This is a genomic window from Siphonobacter sp. (assembly GCF_048595215.1).
GTDB lineage: Bacteria > Bacteroidota > Bacteroidia > Cytophagales > Spirosomataceae > Siphonobacter.
Window position 1 is genome coordinate 26,994 of sequence record NZ_JBMDWJ010000197.1, and the last position, 16,326, is coordinate 43,319.

Here is a 16,326-nt window from a genome sequence, read left to right on the forward strand (position 1 = left end):
TTTTCCGTTTTCCGTTTTGGTAGGAAAAGCCGGTAAAGGTAGCCGGACGGGTTGTCCGTAGTATTTACTACAGACGCAAAAATTGGGTAGGCTGTGCCTACCGGGCGGGACGATTCCCCGCATTTCATACGGGGCTATGGATGTTGAACCCCTTCAGGGTTAGGGGGTCGGCATACAAGCTTGACTAAACTAGGGGAGACGGGGCCGTTTAACCCCGGAGGGGTTCAATGGTCATAGCCATGGGTATAACCCATGGACGTTTTCGCATTTCCTTTTTATCCTGCACTATTCCCCGCATTGCATACGGGGCTAATCACATTGGTACCCTTTGGGGGTGACGAACCTGGACTTAAGAAGCAGTTTTGGGGAAAAGCATACGGAGCTAATTATGTTAAAGGCCTTCGGGATTGGGCATCACCAATCCCGAAGGCCTTTATCTATAGATCAGAGCCAAGGTACCCTAGTTATCAAACGAAGGCGAATCGGATTCCAAAAGCATTTTAAGGAGCGTATTGATTTCCTGAGCCCGGTCATCGTCACCCGTTTTCTCAAAAGCCAGGGTCAGATTGCGTAGTACTCGCTTGACAATATCCGTGTTACTACAGGCTTCGTAGAAAATGGGATTGGGGGCCAGGTTCAGTTGGGCAATGTAATTGTCGATGTCTTTCTTTTGAAACACCAACCCTTTATTGAATACATTGATGTAAAACTGCGTATCGTCATTCACCTTGTAGGTGAGTACGAACAGATTAGGAAGATTTACCCCGTACAAGGGCATACCTAATCGACGACCTACCAGCATATACAGCACACACAAACTAATGGGGTTTCCCTTATGCGTTTCCAGTACTACGTTCAGCATGGAGTTGGCCGCCGAGTGAAAGTTCTTCGTATTCGCCCCAAATTTCAGCTTCTTGAAAAAAACGTAATTCAAGGTATCGACCTGCGACGCAGGATGCATACCGTGCCGAAATTCCAGCCAGGCATCGTAATAAATCTGGTCAATTTCCTGCTGAAGTTTTTCTAGGGAAAGATCCGGGTACTGATAGGTCGCTACCAGCCAAAGCCCTTCCAGCAAATCGGTGCCGCCACTGTTTTTCCAGGCTCGCAGGCGTTCGGTAAGCGTGCGAAACTGTAAGTCGTGAATGAGATCCTCGATGCGTTTCTGGACGAGCGGATTGAAACCGGAATTTTCCCAGTGATCTTCCAGAAAGGGAATAACGGTATCCCCTAACGAGCGAATTTTTTGCTCAATCAATGAGGAAACCTCCCGGTCGTCGTCTTCAAGCAGGGAGACTAAGGCTTTTAGTTCACGGCTATCCATACAGAAAAAGTTGATTTTAGCTTTAACCTACACTAATTTTAGAAAACTACCAAATAGCTAAACCATGAATTGAAGGGAAGCATTCCGCCTAAAGTAAAGAGAATGGTGCGAAAGAATAAAAAAATAGGAGGATGCTGGGAACTATTCATAAAAAAGACAATAGACCGTATAAAAATGATCCTCGGAACCAGTACCTTCGGCCCGCGTATTTTTTCTATTTTTGGGGCTTAATTGAAAGATTTCTAACCCTTACTTCATGAATATCCTAGTCACCGGCGGAGCCGGATTCATTGGTTCCCATACTGTTGTAGAGCTGATCGGAGCCGGATTTGAACCTATCATTCTGGATGATTTCTCTAATTCCCAAGAAAAAGTACTCGATCGACTCGAATCGATTCTGGGAAGAAAAGTGAAATACTACAACGCTAATTGTAACGATGCGGCGTTGCTGACTAAGATTTTTAAGGAAGATAACATTGAGGGGGTTATCCACTTTGCGGCTAGCAAGGCCGTTGGTGAATCCGTTGAAAAACCCCTGTTATACTATCGGAACAACATCGCGGCTCTGGTCACCTTGCTGGAAGCAATGATTGCCAATGGGGTGTCGAACTTTGTATTTTCCTCCTCCTGTACGGTATATGGTCAGCCCGAAGTAATTCCGGTAACGGAAGAAACGCCCGTATTACCTGCCGCCTCTCCGTACGGAAATACCAAGCAGGTAGGTGAAGAAATCATTCGCGATACGGTAGCGGCTAAACCGGGTCTGAAAGCTCTGGCTCTGCGGTACTTCAACCCCGTAGGTGCTCACGAATCGGCCCTGATTGGCGAATTGCCCATCGGCGTACCGGCGAACTTGGTGCCTTACGTAACGCAAACCGCTGCGGGCATTCGTCAAAAACTGATGGTATTTGGTAAGGATTACGATACCCCCGATGGAACCTGTATTCGTGACTTCATTCACGTAGTGGATCTGGCCAAAGCTCACGTGAAGGCCCTGGAATTGCTGGTGAACGAAGCAGAAACAAATTATTACGACTTTTTTAACATCGGTACGGGCACGGGTACGAGCGTTCAGGAGTTGATCGATACGTTTGAACGCGTAACCAACGTGAAGCTCAATTACGAATTTGCCCCCCGCCGGGCCGGAGATATTATGGAGATTTACGCCGACGTGAGTAAATCGACCGAAAAACTGGGCTGGAAAGCCGAAAAAACACTGGATGAAGCGTTAGCAGACGCGTGGCGTTGGCAATTAACTTTAAAGTAATCGAATCCAATCTTCATCCTACATTGAAATCCCTATGAAGAAGTTATTAATTACGGGCGGAGCGGGCTTCATCGGTTCGCATGTGGTGCGTCGGTTTGTAACCGAGTACAAGGACGTCTATCAGGTTTTTAACCTGGATGCGTTGACTTACGCCGGCAACCTGGCCAACCTCAAAGACCTGGCCTCAGCTCCCAACTATACCTTTGTCAAAGGTGACATCCGCGATGCTGAATTCCTGGATCAGCTCTTTTCGGAGCACGACTTTCACGGCGTGATTCACCTGGCGGCCGAAAGCCACGTCGACCGCTCGATCACCGATCCCATGGCCTTCGTTTTGACCAACGTCATCGGTACAGTGAATCTGTTGAACGCGGCCAAGAAAGCCTGGAAAGACGACTATTCGCGGCATTTGTTCTACCACGTTTCCACCGACGAAGTCTACGGGGAGCTACACAACCCCGAAGAGTTTTTCCTGGAGACAACCCCTTACGATCCGCGTTCGCCGTATTCGGCTTCCAAGGCTTCTTCGGATCACTTCGTACGGGCCTACGGTAATACCTACGGCATTCCTTTCGTCTTGACCAACTGCTCGAATAACTACGGTCCTAATCACTTTCCCGAGAAGCTGATTCCGTTGATGATTCACAACATCCTGCATAACAAACCCCTACCCGTTTACGGCAAGGGGGAAAACGTGCGGGATTGGCTGTTCGTCAAGGATCACGCTCGGGCCATTGATGTGGTCTTCCATCAGGGCAAGCCGGGTGAAACCTACAACATCGGCGGCTTTAACGAATGGAAAAACATTGATCTGGTGCACCTGCTGTGCGAGATCATGGATGACCAGTTGGGTCGCCCCGCGGGTACTTCCAAAGGGCTCATCACGTATGTGACGGACCGGGCGGGCCATGACCTTCGCTACGCCATCGACGCTCATAAAATCATGCATGAGCTGGGCTGGCAGCCTTCGGTGACCTTCGAAGAAGGACTGGCTCAGACGGTAGCCTGGTATCTCTCCAATACGGAGTGGCTGGAAGAAGTTACCTCAGGTAGCTACCAGAAGTACTACGACAGCATGTACGCTCAGCGATAAGCTAGCTGGGCAATCCCTCATCGCATGAGGGAATACAAGCAAACTACCGAAGTGCTTACTTATTCCCTCATGCGATCCTTCACACATTGACTTCCTAAACAGATGAAAGGAATTATTTTGGCCGGCGGCTCGGGCACGCGGTTGCACCCCCTGACGCTGGCGGTCTCCAAACAATTGATGCCGGTGTACGACAAGCCGATGATCTACTATCCGCTGTCGATTCTGATGCTGGCGGGTATTCGCGAGATCCTCATTATTTCCACGCCCCACGATCTGCCGCACTTTGAGAAGCTCTTGGGCGATGGGAGCCGGCTGGGCTGTGAGTTTAGCTACGCCGTGCAGCCGAGTCCGGATGGACTGGCTCAGGCCTTCATCATCGGTGAAGCGTTTATTGGCAATGATAAAGTAGCCCTGATTCTGGGGGATAACATTTTCTACGGCTCGGGTCTGTCGAAGCTTTTGCAGGCCAACAACGATCCCGAGGGTGGGGTAGTATATGCCTATCAGGTGCACGATCCCGAGCGGTACGGGGTGGTGGAATTCGACGAGGACTTCAACGTGCTCAGCATCGAAGAAAAGCCCGAGCAGCCCAAGTCCAACTACGCCGTACCGGGCTTGTACTTCTATGATAACGACGTCGTGGCGATTGCCAAGGCCATTGAGCCGAGTCCGCGGGGTGAATTGGAGATTACCGACATCAACCGGGTGTACCTGGAAAGAGGCCAGCTGAAAGTAGGCGTACTGGACCGGGGCACGGCCTGGCTGGATACGGGCACGTTTCAGTCGTTGATGCAGGCGGGACAGTTTGTGGAGGTGATTGAAGAGCGGCAGGGTCTGAAGATCGGCTGTATTGAAGAGGTGGCCTACCGTATGGGCTTCATCGACAAGCAGCAGTTGGAGGCCGTGGCTAAGCCCCTCGTCAAGAGTGGCTACGGCAAGTACCTCCTTAACTTGGTGAAGTAATTCAGGTTTTCGTATTTTAGTAGCCCGCCTCATCCAGGCGGGCTTTTTCTATGCCCCAACTGAGTCCCCGTATCGATTGGTTTGCAATCCTGATTTTGCTTGGCATCATTCAGGGATGCTTTCTGACGTATTTTTTTCTTACCCACAGTAAAGGAAAACAGTTGCCCAACCGTTTTCTAGGCTTTGCTCTGGTTTGCATGACGCTCCTCATGGGCGACGTATGGCTGGGCTATACCAATTACATGGTGCAGGTATTAGGGCTGGTGGACTCAACCGAGCCGGCCAATCTGGCCTTGTTTCCTTGCCTTTACCTGTATTTCAGAATTAGTCTTCGGAAAAGCTGGGACGCTCGGGAAGTATGGCATTTTCTGCCGGCTGTCCTGTATTTCCTGTACATGGCCCTTCTGTACTACCCGCAACCGCTAAGCCTGAAGTACGGAGCTTTCTTAGGAGCGTTTCATCCAGAAATTCCACCCCCACCTTTTGAGTCGTACGGCGAACGCTGGATGTTCTGGCCTAAGTGGCACATCAATGAATTTACGGGAATCAGTATGCTGATTTACCTGGTACTCACCTGGCGAGAAGTGGTATTGGCTTTTCAACGCATACAGGTCCGTTTCTGGGGAAGTCAACCGACGGATTTGATCTGGTTCCGAAATTTGCAGATTCACCTGACCTTTATCACGATTATATACCTGATTACGCGTGCGACCTTTGAAAGCGACCTGGGCGATCACCTGGTGGTGGCTCACATGGCGTTTATCATCTACGTGACGAGCTTCAGTATTATTCGCCAGTCTGGTTTTTTCCGGGTGGAACCCGCCACGCCAACCGGGCAGGTGCGGAAGTACGAGAAATCTTCCCTAACACCCGAATTAGAAAATCGTACGCTGGAAAAACTACAGCAAGTCTTACGCGAAGAAAAACCTCAGTTAGATTCGACTTGCTCCTTACCCGGACTGGCTCAGCGGCTGGGTGTATCGACGCATCATCTTTCCCAGGTACTCAACGACACTTTGGAGCTTAGCTTTTTTGAACTGCTGGCTAAATACCGAATTGAAGAAGCCCGGCAATTACTGGCTGCTCCGGAAAATGCTCACCTAAAAATTGAGGAAATCGCCGAACGTGTGGGCTACAACTCAAAATCAGCCTTTAACGCCGCCTTTAAACGCGAAACCGGGCAAACCCCTTCCGTATTTCGGAGTGCGTCCTTATCGGCGGGTACGTCGTCCTGATGCGTACGGTCGTTGAACAGTACTGAAAACGAGCACTTTTGGGTATTCAAATCAAATACTCATGAAATCCACTCGTCGTTACGACCTTGACTGGCTTCGCGTACTAGCCTTCGGTTTACTTATCTTTTTTCATGCGGGAATGTTCTTCAATTACTGGGGGTGGCACGTCAAAAACAACGTTCAGACGCACCTCATTGAATATCCCATGCGGTTCTCGAGTGCCTGGCGGATGGCCTTATTATTCATGATCTCTGGGATGGGGGTATACTGGGCTTTAGGGCGACGATCCGCGGGAGAATTTATCGGCGAACGAACCAAACGGATCTTTCTGCCGCTGGTCTTTGGTATGTTCGTCATTGTACCACCGCAAATTTTTTACGAACGACTTCAGCAGGGAGCCAGCTTTTCATACAGCGAATTTTATAAGACAGTCTTCGATTTTCAGCCCTATCCCAAAGGCAGTTTCAGCTGGCATCACTTATGGTATCTGATCTATCTGTTCTCGTACTCACTCATTGGGCTCCCCATTCTACTGTATCTGCGTAAACCTGCGGGACAGCGAGTAACGGCTAAGCTGGCTTCATTTTTCAGTAACCCGATCTGGTTGTTGGTACTACCTACCGTCTGGCACTGGTTAGCGGATTTTTTATTAGAGGAACGTTTTCCCACCACGAATGCTCTGGTAAACGACTGGCGGCAACACTGGCATTACTTTACGCTTTTTCTGACGGGATATGTGTTTTGTACGCAGCAACAATTCTGGGATACGCTGGCTCGGTACCGTTTCTTAACGCTTGGGTTGATGGTAGTGACGACTACGATCTTATACGCCTTCTTCTGGATTGATCAGCCTAAGCTGGAAGGCTGGAATTATGAAGCCTATGCTCTTTTTCGAACTTTCAATGCCTGGACTTGCTTACTAACCATCTTTGGTAACGCCTACTGCTACCTCAACTTCAACAATCGATTCCTGGCCTACGCCAATGAAGCGGTTTATCCCTTCTATATTTTGCATCAAACGATCACAGTAGCTGCTGGTTACTATCTGGCTCCGCTGCTCATCGATTGGCCCGTAAAGTTTATTCTCTTGGCCGCAATTACGTTTTTCGGTTGCTGGATTTTATACCACTTTATCATTCGGCACTTTGCATTTACCCGGTTGGTATTTGGAATGAAGCCGAAGGTGACGCGTATCCCGGCAGTAATCGAAAGCCCTAATGCCAAAAGCGTATAATAGATCTGGTTATGGGTATACATGAAAGAGGAGAGCTTATCAAAGCTCTCCTCTTTCATGTATGCTAAGCTATACTACGATACGGTATCCTCAGCGGGTACCAAGTTATTGTCTTTACTAAACTGATCGGTTCGGTCTGAAAATTCGGTATGTACAGCCGTTACCGCGTCGAGTGTTTCGGACATTTTAGTAAACAAATCCGAAACGCCGTCCTCTAGCGTTTTATCGTTCAATTCAATATTTTCAACTTCAATTTGACCGATCTTTTTGAGTACAGCTGTTTGGCTATTGCGAAGGTCGTCTAACTCACGAACGATCTTTTCCATTAATTCAAACTTTGCCAGTTTGTCCATAAGGCATTTTCGTTGGTATGAGTCATACCTAGTTAAACCATCGTGCCAGCAATAGAGCTTGAGGACAAAAGATTGATTTCTAGTAATTTATGTTGTGGAGTTCCTTGTGAAAAGATAAAAATGTAGACAACTAACCTCAAAACGTACGAAAAATCGCCCACAAAAAAAGGCCGGGATTTAGCCCCGGCCTTTGGTTATTCATTTCCAACGTTAATATCATTGGTATCTTTCTTACTTCGACTAAGCTGATCGTTCGGATTAACAATTGAGGGTCGTCCCATCTTGTAATTCCTTGGCGACTGACTGGGATCCGTAGTAGCGTATCCCGTAACTGGAGGAGCCGGAATATTCAGTTTACCGTTGGTATTGTAAGGACGCTGGACTTTATAGTTTGCCGTCGATTGTAATCCGATGTTCTCACGTACTGAGCCATCCCGTTGGATGCTCACCCCTGACTCGGCATTCTGTATTTGTCTAGCTACAGCTGCTTTATTGGCGTGCTTATAGTTATGCGTAGAATAGCCGTGGTCTAAACGGGGTTTGGTCTGGGCAAAAGCTACGCTGACCAGTCCGGCCAGAATAGCGGTCATTATATAGCGTTTCATGACTTGTTGCAGTTAAAACTAATTCAATGGTACTGAAAAAAAGATGTACCATTTTCGAGGATGGCCTCTAAACAAAGATAGTAAATTAATTAGAATTTTCACAGTAATTTCCAGATAATATAGGATTATACCGCGAAAAAGAAACGTTTGTTTTTGTATGCGTTACAAGGATTTACTTTGGATTTTGTTCATTCGAACTTCAATTTTGAACTGATTTTACGCGAAAAATGAAATTTTCGTAAAAAACAAGTTTCATAAATCCTTTTACAAAGAGATCTAAAAAATTTAATTCAGATTTAAGTTTTAGTGAATTCTAATACAATTCTAACCACTTTCTAATCTGTAACGAGCTGATAATGAGGAAATATGTCCCTTGGGGCGGGCTGAAAATTCTACGATTTGCAGCAAGGTTTGCGAAGTTTTGGAAAAGTTAATTGCCTACCTTCGCAGTCTCAACTAATCAGTACGAAGCAATGGTAAAAGCCGAAATGCTTACCGATAAGGGTACAATGGTGATTGAACTCTTCGAAAAAGAGACGCCCATTACGGTAAAAAACTTTATCGATTTATCAGAAAAAGGATTCTATAACGGTGTAAAATTCCACCGCGTAATCCCTAATTTCATGGTTCAGGGTGGCGATCCTACCGGTACCGGTGCGGGTGGTCCGGGTTATACGATTCCCTGCGAAACGAAAGCCGAACGTCAGCGTCACGATCGTGGCGTCTTGTCAATGGCTCACCGGGGCCCCAATACGGGCGGTAGCCAGTTTTTCATCTGCCACAACCGTTCGAACACGGCTCACCTCGATGGCGTGCACACGGCTTTTGGTCAGGTGATTGAAGGATTGGACATCGTGGATGACATCCGTCAGGGAGATACGATTCAGTCCGTGAAGATTGTTCGTGACGACGCGTAAGGCGTAGCATACGACCTAAAGCAAAAGACCGAATGGTGTGAAGCCATTCGGTCTTTTCTTTTTTAACGCGTCGCCTTTGCTGAAGGCAGTGCCGCTGCGGGTTCCAGTCGCTGATTCACCCCTTTTTCAATCATGGGTAACCCTTCGACCATCCATTGCGGAGCTGGAGCATCCTTCAGGTAGTGATCCAAGTATTGCCACATGCGGATAGTCCAGTCTTTCTGGTTTTTACGCACGCGAAGACCGTGCTTCTCCGTGTTGTAGTTGAGCATCCAGGCGGGTTTACCCAGACGTTTCAGACCCACGTACAGCTCAATGCCCTGATACCAGGGTACTGCGTCGTCTTCATCGTTGTGCAGGATCAGAGCCGGCGTTTGTACGTTGGGTAAATAAAACAGCGGCGAGTTATCGAGGTACTGCTGCGGTTTTTCCCAAAGCGTACCACCGATGCGGCTTTGCGTATGCTCGTACTGAGCCTGACGACTCAGGCCCGTTCCCCAGCGGATACCGCCGTAGGCACTTGTCATGTTGGCGACGGGAGCACCCGGTACGGCCGTCTTGAACAGATTCGTTTTCGTAATCAGATACGCCGTCTGGTAGCCGCCCCAGCTATGGCCTACGATGCCCAGCCGCGTACGATCTACCCAGGGATTTTCCAGTAACTTCAATACACCGGGAATAATACAGCTGTAAGCACTCGGACCGGGATAGCCATCCTGATACACGATGTCCGGTACGAATACGATATACCCGTTGGAAACCGAGTACGCATAGTTGTTACGGGCACTCGCGGTCGGAGCGGGCGTTACGAAGTTGTGGATGTTATCCGATTCCTTTTCGTAGAAATACGTAATCATGGGGTACTTCTTCGTCGAATCGAAATCGTCGGGTTTGTAGAGCAATCCCTGTAGCGTTACGCCATCGCCCGATACCCAGCTCACCATTTCCACCGTACCCCAGCGATAGGCTTTCGTCTGCTCGCCCAGGTTGGAGATCTTCCGAATATTTTTGAAGGACAGGTCCGTGGCCATCAGGTCCGGATAATCCCGGAACGTAGTTTTCGTGAAAAGCAGATCATTCGTATTCTTCGCCTTGGTTACCATCGGACTGGCCGCGAAATCGCCTTGGTGTAGTACTGTCAGCGTTGAGCCCGACCATTGAGCGTAACCACTCGCTTTCGTCGTATGATCGAAGAGGTGAACTAACTGCGGTTTGGAAGGGTCAACCAGACCGCGATCTTCGGGATCAAGGTTGATGAAGCGATAGGTTTGCTTTACTTCCCGACCCTTGGTCAGTCGCGTCAGGCTAGTGGGATTCGCCGGATCTACCGTCCAAACATCGTACTTGTCGTAGATGTACAGCAGAGCATCACCTTTCGTCCAGCCGGTCGAGCCGTATCCCCGGGGGAAATCCGGATGATCGTCGTCTTCGTCCGCGAATTTCCGGTCTTTGGTCAACTGAACAGTCTTGCCCGTAGCAATTCTGTGAGCAAACCAAGCCGTATCCGACAGGGAGAACCAGTACGCATACTTGCCTTCGGGCGACATGCGGATGTTAGCCCGAATGTTTTCACCAATCAGTTTCTTTGAACCATCTTTCGTAGAAACTACGTACGCATCGTTACGACTATTCCAGTCCCAGTGTTCGTGCGAGTACTTCAAATCCGAAAGAGCTACCACATAATCAGCGTTGCCATCAGCGACGGGCAGAATTTCGTCCATCTCCGTCATAGCCAGTTGCCGTAAGGCGTTCGTAGCCGGATCGTAAACGGCAGTGTACGAACGTTTCTTATCGCGTTCGGCGGTTACTTTCTGCTGCGGTTGCAGGGTACGGTCTTTCGGTCCCCACACTTCTACGTTTACCACTTCTTCGGGTAACATCGTTGTATCGGCTACGGCAGGAACGGGAGCGGTACCGAAGAACAGTTTCGAGCCGTTTTTGGCAAAAGCCAGCGGAGCATCGCCACTCACCAGCCAGCCTTTCGGACCGGGTTGATTGGCCTGATCCGCTACTTTGAGAGCCTGAGCCTGACCGGATTTCCAGTAGTACAACTGATGGTAATGCACCAACGATTTGGTGTTGGTATCGGGATCGGTTACGAAGGCGAGTTGGTCGCCGACTTCGTCGAAGCTGAGTTTCTTGGTCTTGCCTTTCGCTTCGAATATTTTCTGCGAAGAGCCGTTGGCCAGATCGATTACGTAAACACCGGGGAGCTTTACCGTACTGTCGTTGCCCGTAGTAACGTACGCCAGCCGTTTGCCATTTTTGCTGAAGGCATAATCCGTCACGAAGGAATAGGAAGTCTGCGTGCCCGATTTTAGGTTTTTCAGGACAAGCTGATATCCATTTTCTTCGGACTCCTTTTTAGCGGGTTTGCGATTGGTACGGCGGGCGGTCGTATCGCGTTTGGCCGCGGGTGTTTCCAGCTGATAGGCTACGAATCCACCCGCTTTTTCGGGGAGAGCAAAGGAGGAGACCTTCGGGATTTTGGTAAGTTCACTGGTTTTCAGTGAATAAATACCCAGCGAATCTTTGGGCATGTCTTCCCGCTTTTTCTTCTTCCGCTTGGCATCGCGTACGACTGCGGCTTGCGGCTTGATTTTAAAAACGGCTACTTCCGAGTCGTAGCTGACCCGAATGTCGGCGGCTCGCTGAACGGAGTCAATTTTGCTCTTTTTCAGTCCGTAAAAAATCGCGTTACCATCGCCCTCCTGAGGGTTGGCGGTGTAAATGGCCCAGTCGCCATCGTTGGAGAGCGTACGGTACGTAATGGATTTCCAGCCGTCGTACACGCTGTGCGTGAGGGCTTTTTTAGGTAGGGACGGAGGAGTCGGTTTCTTCCCTTTTTTCTGGCCGTAGGCCATGCTGGTAAGGACCAGCAAAGGCAAGAGTAAGAGTTTTTTCATAGTGAGAATGAAACGATTTCTTTGCAATGAAGATACACCAAAGCCAGCCGTGAACTTTCAAGTCAGCGACTTTTCAGGCAAATCTCAAGACCAAAGCTGTAGGGGGCGTTTTATAATCTGGAATGGGTACTACTTTATACTCGAATAATGAAGTAAGTCGAATAATGGCTGTGTAATCATTTCCAATTGCTTATTCATGAAAGAAGCCGTAAAAGTCATGCTTTTACGGCTTCTGGGTGTACTAGAGATAGATGCTGGATGTCCTACCATTTCAGCCAGCGGGCCGTGTAGTTCTCCGCGTCCCGTGAGAATCGCAACAGGTACATACCCGAAGGCATCGGAAGCGATCCAATGGCAAGTTCAGCCCGGCGACCGGAAACTTGTCCTTCCCAGAAAATGCGTCCCTGCGTATCCAGTAAGGTTACGGCGTACGTACGGTTTTGCTCGTTAAATGGCAACTCGGCGATGGGATTGCGGGAGCCACTCGTGGGATTAGGTACAATGCGTACGCCTTCTTTCTTGCGGAACGCCTGTACGGCCTGCTCCGCTCTCAGGTAGTTGGGTACACCGTAGCCCAGAAAGTTGTCCGGTTCTTCGTTCTTGTGAGCCGATTGCTTGAGTAAGGAAATCACTTCCATGTTGGTCAGATACGGATACGCCTGCCAGAAACTAGTCGCCATACCCGCCAGCAGGGGCGAGGCATACGAAGTTCCACCGCCCGAAGCCAACTGTCCGTTGAGGGCATTGATGACTACATTACCGGAGCCCATGGCCGATAAATCGGGCTTCATGCGTCCATCCGCCGTTGGCCCGATGGAACTAAAGTTGGCCCGAGCCATGCGTGAGTCAACGGCTCCTACGGTAATGATGGAATCCGCATCCGCGGGTACGGTGATGTAACGCCAGGCATCGCTGCCTTCGTTACCCGCCGCAACCACTACCAGAATACCCGTTTCAGCAGCCCATTTAGCGGCCCGGGTCGAAAGAGCCTTCTGGCCGTTCAGATCCTGATAGGTATAGCTGGTAGCCGGATTGTCGAACGTCGAATAGCCTAAAGAAGAGTTGATCACGTCTACCCCCACGCTATCAGCGTATTCAGCAGCGGCTAGCCAAAAAGCTTCTTCCTGCCGTTTTTCGCCGGAATTGTCTTCCGTGTGAAGCAACAGATACGAGGCTTTATAAGCGGTACCAATTAATTGGCCCGGCAGGTAAGCCGCCATCAGGGAGAGTACACTGTTGCCGTGCGTACCCTGATCGTATACGTTGGCGTTATTCGCTACGAAATCGTAGGTGCCTAGAATCCGGTTTTCGTCAAACAGGTGTTTGAACGCCGCCTGTGTATTGACGCTCAGAAAGCCATTATCGATCACGCCTACCCACATGCCTTCGCCGTGGAAACCCCGGGCGTGCATCGAGTCCACTCGCATCTGACCAATTTGAGCTTGAGAATACCCATAATCCAGAGCTTTGGGATTTTTTGGGGTAGAAGCAAGGGGAGACGCTTCCAGCGGTTGCAGGTGAGCCGACCAGGCTTTGCTGCCGCTACGAATGCCCGGCGTCGTGGTGACGGGTACTGCACTCAAAGGAACGTTACCATCATTACCGGCCACGAAAGGCAGGGTTTTGATCTCTTCCAGTTGCTGAGGAGTACATTCAACGAGTACGCCATTGGCCCAACGGGTTTTGTACCAGACTTTCGCTCCTTTTTCCCGAACGGCCTGAATGTAGGTTGGATTAGGCGGCAGGTCGCGTTCAGAAACAACCAGATTTTGTTTGAAACGACGCTCAATGGAACGTTTGGATAGAAACTCTTGCGGGCGATTGACGTCGTAGGGTGAATTGGTTTTGTCCTTGAATACGACCAGATACTTGGCCGTCGTTTGGGCCTGAACCGAGAAAAATGCACACGCTAACAGTGCCGATAAACCAGCCCGAAGCCCTCTATTCTTTACCATAACTAGATATTTGCTGAATGAAGCGAGTTCCAAAATCAATTTTATTCTGACCAAAGCAATCGCCGGACTGGCAGTAATACAGTTCCGTACGTTCCCGGTAAATCAGTCCGACTCCTTTGGCGTATATTTCTTTACGATTTACGAAATCAATGGCTGATACTTTGTTCTCCTGTACGACCGTCAGCGTTTTAGAAAAATCGTTTGTGCCGATTTTTAGTGGTTCGTCCAGTTGAGTCACCTCGTATTCGTCCGGGTCATTACTATTCAAAACGTTGCCGTTCCAGGTTTGTTTAACATAGATCGGGAACCAGAGTTTTACGTAGGGTACGTTGTTTTCCGTGCGAATGGCCTGATTCAGGGTTCGACGAGCCGTCCATACGGAATCAATGGCCCAGGTCTGCTGCTGGTTAGTACGGCGGTAGCGTTCGAGGCGGAAGGAGGGTTCGCCGTCTAATCCCGTAAAGGCGTCCGCTACGAGTTCTTTAATCTGATACTGTGACCGTACCGAATCCTGAGCCAGGGCGTACTGCGTTTGAGTGACATCGTAAATAATAAAATTGCCTTTTTCGAGTGGGAAGTAATCGTAAGCGGTTGCCGGTTCGGTTTCGGCGGGCTTACAAGACCAGACACTCAACGCAAGGAATAAGACAGCGTATAACTTTTTCATACAGAGGGATGGAGATAGAGTAATTAGGTGGGTATTGAACGATGATTAAAACGAAAATTAAAGGTACTGTTTTCTTGTAACGTTAAAAAAGTTTGAAAGCATGTATACGAGCTACACGTTTCAAACTTTTTAACAAAAACGAAAAGCCGGAGCAAAGCCTCCGGCTTTCGTAGTATGATTACTCCCACTCAATAGTGGCCGGGGGTTTTGAAGAAATGTCGTATACGACGCGGTTTACGCCTTTCACCCGGTTGATGATTTCGTTGGAAACTTCCGCCAGAAACTCGTAAGGCAAGTGTACCCAGTCGGCAGTCATCCCGTCTACGGAGGCCACGGCCCGCAGAGCCACGACGCGTTCGTAGGTACGCTCATCGCCCATGACGCCAACGGACTGGATGGGAAGCAGAATAGCTCCGGCTTGCCATACCTGATTGTAGAGGCCTTTTTCCCGGAGTTTGCCAATGAAAATGGCGTCTACTTCCTGGAGAATGGCTACTTTCTCAGCAGTAATATCACCCAAAATCCGAATGGCCAGACCCGGTCCGGGGAAGGGGTGGCGACCCAAAATGGATTCCACGATACCCAGCTCACGGCCCACGCGACGTACTTCATCCTTAAACAGGGTACGCAGCGGTTCGATGACCTGAAGTTTCATGAAATCGGGCAAGCCACCTACGTTGTGGTGTGATTTAATCGTAGCGGAGGGACCTTTCACGGATACCGATTCAATCACGTCGGGGTAGATCGTACCCTGACCTAACCAGCTTACGTCGGTTAGCAGGTGAGCTTCCTGATCGAATACTTCGATAAAAGAACGGCCAATGGCTTTGCGTTTATCTTCGGGGTCGGTTAGGCCAAACAGAGCGGTGTAGAACTGCTCTTTGGCGTTTACGCCTTTGATGTTCAGGCCCATATCCTGGTAGGAATGCAGTACCTGCTCGAATTCGTCTTTCCGCAGCAGACCGTTATCTACGAAGATACAGTACAGGTTCGGTCCGATGGCCCGGTGAATCAGCATGGCTGCTACCGTAGAATCGACGCCACCGGAAAGAGCCATGACTACTTTGTCGTTGCCCAGTTTTTCCTTGAGTTGCTCGACTACTTCATCTACGAAGTTAGCGGGCGTCCATTCCTGCTTGCAACCGCAGATGTCCACCAGGAAGTTTTTCAGTACTTCCTTGCCTTCCAGCGAGTGGGTCACCTCGGGGTGAAACTGAATGCCGTAGGTTTCTTCGCCTTCAATTTTAAAAGCGGCTACGCGTACGGTTTCCGTGGAGCCAATGATGGTAAAGTTGTCGGGAATCGTTACGATGGTATCACCGTGGGACATCCATACCTGTGACTCGGGCGTCAGGTTTTGCAACAGTACCGAACGGTTGGCATCGTCCGAGTGCAGCATGGCCCGTCCGTATTCTCGGATTTTAGAAGGAGCTACTTCGCCACCGGAGGTTTGAGCCAGCAGCTGGGCTCCGTAGCAAACACCTAGCAAAGGCAACTGACCGCGGAACTGCGACAAGTCCGGATGTGGAGAGTCGGCGTCGCGTACCGAACAGGGACTACCGGAAAGGATAACCCCTTTCACAGAAGCGTCGAGTTCGGGAAAATGATTATACGGATGAATTTCGCAATACACGTTTAACTCGCGAACCCGGCGGGCGATGAGCTGCGTATACTGCGAGCCAAAATCGAGAATAAGAATTTTTTCAGTCATGTGTGTACCGACAATTGGTCAGTAAGGAATCGATAAAAAAAGAGTTCTGCGTTTGGGAGGGGTTTAAGGTTGGAAGTTTGAAATATAAGGTCTAAA

General features: G+C 49.3%; 13 protein-coding genes. 6 read left to right on the forward strand and 7 right to left on the reverse strand.

Annotation, left to right across the window (positions count from 1 at the left end; all coding sequences use genetic code 11):
* Positions 1 to 460: 460 nt before the first annotated feature.
* Positions 461 to 1,324, reverse strand: a complete 864-nt coding sequence (locus ACOJTG_RS12025) for a transglutaminase-like domain-containing protein (protein WP_420154030.1) — start codon at positions 1,322 to 1,324, stop codon at positions 461 to 463.
* 256 nt (positions 1,325 to 1,580) lie between these two features.
* On the opposite strand from ACOJTG_RS12025, the gene galE reads away from it, so the two are divergent.
* From galE to ACOJTG_RS12050, 5 genes are all read left to right on the forward strand, one after another.
* Positions 1,581 to 2,591, forward strand: a complete 1,011-nt coding sequence (gene galE, locus ACOJTG_RS12030) for a UDP-glucose 4-epimerase GalE (protein ID WP_420154031.1) — start codon at positions 1,581 to 1,583, stop codon at positions 2,589 to 2,591.
* A 34-nt stretch (positions 2,592 to 2,625) separates the two neighbouring features.
* Positions 2,626 to 3,684, forward strand: a complete 1,059-nt coding sequence (rfbB, locus tag ACOJTG_RS12035; protein WP_420154032.1) for a dTDP-glucose 4,6-dehydratase — start codon at positions 2,626 to 2,628, stop codon at positions 3,682 to 3,684.
* Positions 3,685 to 3,786: 102 nt separating this feature from the next.
* Complete coding sequence (rfbA, locus tag ACOJTG_RS12040) at positions 3,787 to 4,647, forward strand: glucose-1-phosphate thymidylyltransferase RfbA (RefSeq protein WP_420154033.1); 861 nt, start codon at positions 3,787 to 3,789, stop codon at positions 4,645 to 4,647.
* A gap of 50 nt (positions 4,648 to 4,697) precedes the next feature.
* Positions 4,698 to 5,882 (forward strand): helix-turn-helix domain-containing protein, encoded by a 1,185-nt coding sequence (locus tag ACOJTG_RS12045; RefSeq protein ID WP_420154034.1) that lies wholly within the window; start codon positions 4,698 to 4,700, stop codon positions 5,880 to 5,882.
* A 61-nt stretch (positions 5,883 to 5,943) separates the two neighbouring features.
* Positions 5,944 to 7,116 carry an acyltransferase family protein gene (locus tag ACOJTG_RS12050; protein ID WP_420154035.1) on the forward strand — a complete coding sequence of 391 codons (1,173 nt, stop codon included), beginning with the start codon at positions 5,944 to 5,946 and terminating at the stop codon, positions 7,114 to 7,116.
* A 74-nt stretch (positions 7,117 to 7,190) separates the two neighbouring features.
* Here the strand turns inward: ACOJTG_RS12050 and ACOJTG_RS12055 are convergent, their stop codons facing one another.
* Both ACOJTG_RS12055 and ACOJTG_RS12060 read right to left on the reverse strand, forming a co-directional pair.
* On the reverse strand, positions 7,191 to 7,469 hold the full coding sequence (locus ACOJTG_RS12055; protein ID WP_420154036.1) for a hypothetical protein: 279 nt from the start codon (positions 7,467 to 7,469) through the stop codon (positions 7,191 to 7,193).
* Positions 7,470 to 7,663: 194 nt separating this feature from the next.
* A complete protein-coding gene (locus ACOJTG_RS12060) occupies positions 7,664 to 8,074 on the reverse strand; it encodes a hypothetical protein (protein WP_420154037.1) in 411 nt (136 codons plus the stop codon).
* A 473-nt stretch (positions 8,075 to 8,547) separates the two neighbouring features.
* On the opposite strand from ACOJTG_RS12060, the gene ACOJTG_RS12065 reads away from it, so the two are divergent.
* On the forward strand, positions 8,548 to 8,991 hold the full coding sequence (locus ACOJTG_RS12065; protein WP_094808220.1) for a peptidylprolyl isomerase: 444 nt from the start codon (positions 8,548 to 8,550) through the stop codon (positions 8,989 to 8,991).
* A gap of 62 nt (positions 8,992 to 9,053) precedes the next feature.
* Here the strand turns inward: ACOJTG_RS12065 and ACOJTG_RS12070 are convergent, their stop codons facing one another.
* The 4 genes from ACOJTG_RS12070 to guaA all read right to left on the reverse strand — a co-directional run bounded on the left by ACOJTG_RS12070 (position 9,054) and on the right by guaA (position 16,230).
* Positions 9,054 to 11,897: a prolyl oligopeptidase family serine peptidase gene (locus ACOJTG_RS12070; protein ID WP_420154038.1), complete on the reverse strand. Its 2,844-nt coding sequence runs from the start codon at positions 11,895 to 11,897 to the stop codon at positions 9,054 to 9,056.
* 263 nt (positions 11,898 to 12,160) lie between these two features.
* Positions 12,161 to 13,852, reverse strand: a complete 1,692-nt coding sequence (locus ACOJTG_RS12075; protein ID WP_420154039.1) for a S8 family serine peptidase — start codon at positions 13,850 to 13,852, stop codon at positions 12,161 to 12,163.
* Positions 13,839 to 14,519, reverse strand: coding sequence for a hypothetical protein (locus tag ACOJTG_RS12080; protein ID WP_420154040.1), 681 nt, complete (start codon positions 14,517 to 14,519; stop codon positions 13,839 to 13,841). Before ACOJTG_RS12080 ends, ACOJTG_RS12075 begins: the two co-directional genes overlap by 14 nt.
* Positions 14,520 to 14,697: 178 nt before the next feature.
* Positions 14,698 to 16,230: a glutamine-hydrolyzing GMP synthase gene (gene guaA, locus ACOJTG_RS12085; RefSeq protein ID WP_420154041.1), complete on the reverse strand. Its 1,533-nt coding sequence runs from the start codon at positions 16,228 to 16,230 to the stop codon at positions 14,698 to 14,700.
* Between the last annotated feature and the right edge of the window lie 96 nt (positions 16,231 to 16,326).

Coding starts and splice junctions, on each gene's coding strand:
- ACOJTG_RS12075 (WP_420154039.1), bottom strand. CDS start 13,852: ATGGTAAAGAATAGAGGGCTTCGGGCTGGTTTATCGGCACTGTTAGCG.
- galE (WP_420154031.1), top strand. CDS start 1,581: ATGAATATCCTAGTCACCGGCGGAGCCGGATTCATTGGTTCCCATACT.
- ACOJTG_RS12065 (WP_094808220.1), top strand. CDS start 8,548: ATGGTAAAAGCCGAAATGCTTACCGATAAGGGTACAATGGTGATTGAA.
- ACOJTG_RS12080 (WP_420154040.1), bottom strand. CDS start 14,519: ATGAAAAAGTTATACGCTGTCTTATTCCTTGCGTTGAGTGTCTGGTCT.
- ACOJTG_RS12045 (WP_420154034.1), top strand. CDS start 4,698: ATGCCCCAACTGAGTCCCCGTATCGATTGGTTTGCAATCCTGATTTTG.
- guaA (WP_420154041.1), bottom strand. CDS start 16,230: ATGACTGAAAAAATTCTTATTCTCGATTTTGGCTCGCAGTATACGCAG.
- ACOJTG_RS12055 (WP_420154036.1), bottom strand. CDS start 7,469: ATGGACAAACTGGCAAAGTTTGAATTAATGGAAAAGATCGTTCGTGAG.
- ACOJTG_RS12070 (WP_420154038.1), bottom strand. CDS start 11,897: ATGAAAAAACTCTTACTCTTGCCTTTGCTGGTCCTTACCAGCATGGCC.
- ACOJTG_RS12050 (WP_420154035.1), top strand. CDS start 5,944: ATGAAATCCACTCGTCGTTACGACCTTGACTGGCTTCGCGTACTAGCC.
- rfbB (WP_420154032.1), top strand. CDS start 2,626: ATGAAGAAGTTATTAATTACGGGCGGAGCGGGCTTCATCGGTTCGCAT.
- ACOJTG_RS12025 (WP_420154030.1), bottom strand. CDS start 1,324: ATGGATAGCCGTGAACTAAAAGCCTTAGTCTCCCTGCTTGAAGACGAC.
- ACOJTG_RS12060 (WP_420154037.1), bottom strand. CDS start 8,074: ATGAAACGCTATATAATGACCGCTATTCTGGCCGGACTGGTCAGCGTA.
- rfbA (WP_420154033.1), top strand. CDS start 3,787: ATGAAAGGAATTATTTTGGCCGGCGGCTCGGGCACGCGGTTGCACCCC.